Genomic DNA, 5,663 nt, shown 5'->3' with positions numbered 1-5,663 from the left:
CGCTCCTGTGGAATTGCTGAATAGCCGGTTGATCCATACCCAGGTCGATAGTAAAGGCTCGGGACTGGGTCTTCAAATTGCCGCCGACCTTGCAGACCGGATCCATACCCGCCTTTTTTTCCGGCAGGAGTCGGCAGCGTTCCTGACGGCGGTGATCATTTGGATGTCCTGACATATATAGTATTACTTTATAAATAAAACCAAAACAACATGAAAAAGGCCCTCGTCCTCACCGCAATTGTCTGCTTTTCCCTCCTCACGGCGAAGGCCCAGCTAACCAATTCCAAATGGAAAGGGGTCTTGAAAATACCCAACGACAATGGAGACCTCATGGCCACCCCCGTTACCTGGGATTTTTCAAATGATACGGCAACCGTCTCCTATGACAATGGCAATGTCCCGGATGTGATGACCTATAAGGTGGAGAAGAACGCGATCAGTTTTAAAAAGGTCAGCGGAAACGTTCCCTGTGACAATGATATGGTCCTTGTATGCTCTTTTGAAATAAAGAACGACCAGCTTTTTCTCAAACAGATCCAGGATGCCTGCAAGGCCAGGGCCACGGTAGATGTCAGCCAGCCATTCGACAGGGTAAAATAGAAGGTTGAGTCCCCCATCAAAACGTTTAACGATTTCTAAGAGACGTTCGTCGACAATCCGGCGAACGTTTTTTTTATGTCCGGATCTTCGGTTCCAGGCACCCGGAAAAATGCCGGCAATTCAATTACCGGCTAAAACTCCCAAATGATACAATTAAAATTGCTTTCTCCTTTTGTTTTCGCTTTCGCCATTCTTATGGCCTGCACCGGCGCCGCCGGCTCCAATACCAACGGATCGGGTGGGGGAGACGCCAGCTTTTCGGCTAAGATTGACGGAAGAGTATTTTCCTCCACCGGCACCGACCAGAATACGAACGCGGCCTTCCGGCTGAAAGGAACGGAAAAACATATCTTTTTTAAACTGGCGGATAAGGACGACCCCAGCGAAAGACTGAATTTCGAGGTCCCCGCCCAACAGGGCAGCACGGCGATCGACCCTGCCATCGGCTATAATGGCTATATCAAAGGCTTTGTCACTTACCTGGATGGCGCGGTGACCATCCATGTCACTTCCATCACCGCCACCAGGATCTCCGGCACTTTCTCAGGGAAATACAAGGCGCAGAAGGGCTCGCCGGCCAATACTCCGCCCGTCATACAGATCACGGATGGCAAATTCGATATCCCGTTCTCCACTTCTGCTCAATGGAAGAAATTTTACCAGGCGGAATAACAACCTTCCCTTTGACGATTTTCAAGAGACGTTCGTCGACTTTCCTCCGGACGTTTTTTTTATCCCCAGACCTTTAATGTATAAAGCCCAAAGCCAGTTATGCCCGGAGAAAAAAGCACCAAATGGATACAACGATCGCTCCTGCTGCTGGCAATATTATTTTTTTTGCTGGCCCTTCTATTAATACTATAAAGTCATGAAAAAAACATCCATTCCCCTCGTCCTGCTGCTCGTGATCGGCACGACAGCCTCCTCCTCCACACAGGCCCAATTCTTCAAAGACGTCCTCAACACCGTCAAGAATACGGCACAGGGCCGGGCCAACAGCAAGGCCGATCAGACTACCAATAAGGCGATCGATAAGGTCCCCGGCAGCGGCGCCACTAACAGCTCCCATACCCCGCCCGACACATCGGCGGCCGGTATGATGAAGGCCCTGGGGATGTTTGCCGGAGGTGGCGGAGTATCCGCCTCCGATTCTGCGGCGGCGATCGATTCTTATAGGAACGGTAAGGGCGGCAGCGGCTTCTACTATCAATATCTCACGACCGCGACTTCGAAAAAGAATGGGACGGTAAAAGACACTTCCTACCGGTGGCTGACAAACGGGGGCGAAGGCCGCAGCGAAATGCGGATCGCCATGCCTGGTGTGGCCAGCGGCAAACTGACCGTAGTTGGACGCGCCGGTCAGCCTACCTACAGCATCCTTCTGGACCCGGACAACAAGGGATATTCTCTTTGCGTCATCGACACCGGACTTATAAATTCCCGGAACACGACCTATAAAGTCACCAAGGTCGGCGACGAGACCGTCGATGGCTACGCCTGCGTCCACGTCAAGTTGACCAGCACCAGCGGTTCCGGGTTGTTCAAATCCAGTTCAACCGAAGACTTATGGACCAGCACCGCCGTCCCGGGTTATTCCTTATACCACAATTTAAGCGACCAGACCGTAAACTATGGAATGATACAGGCCCTCGAAAAGGCCGGCGCCGGGGGTATGATGGTAAAAATGGCGGCCAGCGGGAAAGACTATTCTATGAGCTATGACCTGACCGACGCGAGATCCGGTTCCTACCCGGCATCCCTTTTTATGATCCCCGCAGGATATACGAATAACCATAAAAATATCATGGAATATATGATGTCCGGCATGACCGGCGCACAACAGGCTAACCCTTCAAAATAAAGCATATGCAACTCATAAGATCAACCGTTTTTTTCTGCCTGGCAGCCTTCTCGCTCACCGGCTGTTCAGGACTGGCCTCCAGGCTCAGTCCCCAACAAAACGCCGCGCAAGGCGCATCAAGCGCTACACAGGGCGCATCAGACGCCGGCCAAAGCTCGCAGCAGAACGCCGCTCAAAACGCGAACCCCAACTCCGCCGCTGCCGTCTCCCAACTCATCGACACCACCAAGCTCAAGGGGGATATGAATAGCCTGCTCAACTCCATCGCCAGTGGCAAACCCGATACCAACGCGTTAAAGATGACGGCGAAAGACGTCCTGAACACAACGAACCAAATGCTGTCGGACTCGGGCATCGATAAACTCTACGGCAATAGCAACGATCCGTCCGTAAAAGCCGCCGCAGAAATGCTAAAGAAATACCGGAACGGCATGGGGATCACGCCGGCCATGCTGGACAGTATAAAACAGGCGGCCGGCACATTGAATAATCACTAAACCGGGTCCCTCCGGGAACAAACTATCTATGAAAAGGACATCTATCTTTTTGACGCTGCTAACCGGCTGCATGATGCTGTGCCGGCCCGCACACGCTCAATTTTTAAAGAACGTCCTCAATAGCGTCAAACAAACGGCGCAGAACAGGGCCAACGATAAGGCGAGCACCACCACCAACAAAGCCATCGATAAAGTGGACCCGTCGGCGCCGAAACCGGCCACGCCCACTCCCCCCGCCGCCGCCGGCAAGGGGCCAACGCCTCCCGCCGGTGATCCCCCCTCCACGTCCGGCTACGTCCGGGTAGCTGTGTCCACCAACAAGACCATCGTCGGCTCCACGGTTAAGATCACGGGCTTCAGCCCCATCAACGGGAGCCTGAAAACCGTCGTGCTGACAGTAAGCGGCCCCGTACCCGCAGCGGCGGTAAATATTCCGTTAAAGGACAGCGGCTCCTTCTCGACCCTTTGGGTCCCGGCCGGCACGGGTGAATTCCGGCTGGTATTCAAAACGGCGGATGGAAAGGCACAGACGACCGTTACCATCAGCGCCTATCCTTTCCAGGAATTGGACCAGATCACCGGCCCCACCCGTGAACTGGTCGTCCAGGCTGCTAAAAAAGTCGATGACGCGATCGAAAGGGTAACGGGTGACCTTACGGGACCAGACGCAACCGCACTCGAAAAAACGAAAAAGGATTTCGATGACAAGACCAATGCCTTTAAAAAATGGATGGATGATATCGACCAGGCGGGTACGGGCCTGGATGGACTGGAAAAAAAATACGGGAATTTCCCCACCCCCCTGCAAGATAAATTTACCCAAATGAGCGATGACTTCAGTGATGAGTCAAAACAATTGCAGGATTTCAATGGCAGGGGTGACGGCGGCGGGACAGGCGGCACGGGCGGAACTTCCGGCACCGGCGCAACCGGCGGAACCGGTGGCCCTTCCGGCACCCACCAATCTTACGATAATACGATCTGCGAATACCTGGCCATGGTCAGCGAAGCCTGCGCCGCCTTTTCCACCATGCTAAATTTTGAAACAAATATCGTAAAACTCGTCGGCGGCATCGCCGGGGACAAAGGGGGCACGGTGGCCGGAGGAGATTACGCCGACGCCGCGGGGGCCGGCGATAACACAAAGATCGTAATGCAGGAAGCCGGTAAACTATTCGGAGTAGCGGCGATAGATGGTAATGAGATCCTTTCCATGAAGAACAGCGCGGACTTTTGCGGGGACATCGTCCAGATGTGTACCTCTTTGCTGATGAAAAAATATTGCGTCGTCATGGACGGCAATCTGCAGGAAACGTACACCTGCACGTTCCGCAACAAAACCAGTGACGTGTGGTGGCAATACAGTTACACGGCGGGCGCGACCATCAGCCTGCGATATCCAAAAGGCGAGTCCGGGCACGGGACCATTAAAATGAAGGGGAATATCGAGGGCAATGCCACCAAATTCTCCATCTATACCGATATGAACCAGATGGATGATTTCAAGAATGCGTCCAAACAACGGTCCCGCGTCATCGGCATCTGTGTCTATGCCCCGCCCTCCGTACCGTTCGTCTCCAGCCAGGCCGACAAGGCGACGGGGTTCGGGGCGGTGGCCCGCGGCATCGCGACACCAGCTTATTTCAATATACCGATCGATATCGACTACCAGGTTGATGCACAAACCATGAAATTCTATGTGAATCCGGCATTGGTCGACTTCCTCGATGTCACCACCAAATACATCTATTGTTACCTCGATATCGCGCTCGGGATTCCCCTGACCACCCGGGTCGATCTTCCTATCAACAAGGTGCAACTGACCCTGGGCAAGGTCATTTCCCAGAACAGCACCTTCCCCGTCCGCTCCGACAAGGATAATAACCTTTCCATAACGGGGAAAGGAACTTCGAAGATAGGCCCGGGTTCGGCCATCGAACATAATATCAATTTCTCGTTTACCGCTAAGAGCGATTGAAGACTAATAAATCTAAACAACAAACTATATGAGAATACGCAGTTCCCAATTTACGGCTAAAAACTTTTTTCTCGCCTGTTCGGTCTTCTTTTTTGTCGCGGTCCTGTTCGCCTGTTCCAACAACAATGCCGCCACAAGCGCCGACGGATCCACCTCCGCGAATGCATCCACCACCGGCACGGGCGCCGATATGTATTATGAATACACGACCACTTCCGTCGGCAAGAACATGAACATGAGCGGGTACACAAAGCTTTATATTTCTGCCGGCGGTAACGTTCGCAGTGAAATGGACCTGTCGAACGCGGCGGTAAAAACAGACAGATCGGGACCGATTGTCCTTATCACCAGCAAGGACAAGCCCAACCAGTCGATCTTTATCGACGACGCCAAAAAAACATATTCGGTCAATATCATCGATACCTCGGGCAATGCCACGGGCGCCGGCGACGACCCTTTCAAAATGGTATCGACCGTCACAAAGGTCGGCGAAGAAAAGATCATGGGGTTCAATAGCGTACACGCCCGCATCATTTCCACAAAACATATGGGCCCCCTCGGCAATATGACGGATACCATCGATCTCTGGAACAGCCCCGATGTCCCGCTGGCGCCTTTCTTCCGGCATTATATGGACAAGAACATGTCAAAGTCCTGGACCATCCTGATGACCCCTGCGGCGGTCGATCAGATAAAACAAATGGGTTGTACAGGGTTCATGCTAAAG

General features: G+C 52.9%; 6 protein-coding genes. All 6 read left to right on the top strand.

Going from position 1 to position 5,663, the window contains the following annotated elements:
* The first annotated feature begins 210 nt into the window (after positions 1-210).
* Positions 211-600 carry a hypothetical protein gene (locus VGM48_RS15145; RefSeq protein WP_331580538.1) on the top strand — a complete coding sequence of 130 codons (390 nt, stop codon included), beginning with the start codon at positions 211-213 and terminating at the stop codon, positions 598-600.
* Between the two features lie 144 nt (positions 601-744).
* Positions 745-1,272 carry a hypothetical protein gene (locus VGM48_RS15140; protein ID WP_331580536.1) on the top strand — a complete coding sequence of 176 codons (528 nt, stop codon included), beginning with the start codon at positions 745-747 and terminating at the stop codon, positions 1,270-1,272.
* Positions 1,273-1,468: 196 nt separating this feature from the next.
* The gene (locus VGM48_RS15135) at positions 1,469-2,461 is read left to right on the top strand and encodes a DUF4412 domain-containing protein (protein ID WP_331580534.1); all 993 of its coding nucleotides are present in this window, start codon (positions 1,469-1,471) and stop codon (positions 2,459-2,461) included.
* A gap of 5 nt (positions 2,462-2,466) precedes the next feature.
* Entirely contained in the window at positions 2,467-2,958 is a 492-nt protein-coding gene (locus VGM48_RS15130; RefSeq protein WP_331580532.1) for a hypothetical protein, read from the top strand.
* Positions 2,959-2,986: 28 nt separating this feature from the next.
* A complete protein-coding gene (locus tag VGM48_RS15125; RefSeq protein WP_331580530.1) occupies positions 2,987-4,936 on the top strand; it encodes a hypothetical protein in 1,950 nt (649 codons plus the stop codon).
* A 28-nt stretch (positions 4,937-4,964) separates the two neighbouring features.
* A partial coding sequence (locus VGM48_RS15120; protein ID WP_331580528.1) for a DUF4412 domain-containing protein occupies positions 4,965-5,663 on the top strand: 699 nt, incomplete at its 3' end.

Source organism: Puia sp., assembly GCF_036500295.1.
In the GTDB taxonomy this organism is placed as follows: Bacteria; Bacteroidota; Bacteroidia; order Chitinophagales; family Chitinophagaceae; genus Puia.
This window is presented reverse-complemented; position numbering and strand designations above follow the sequence as displayed.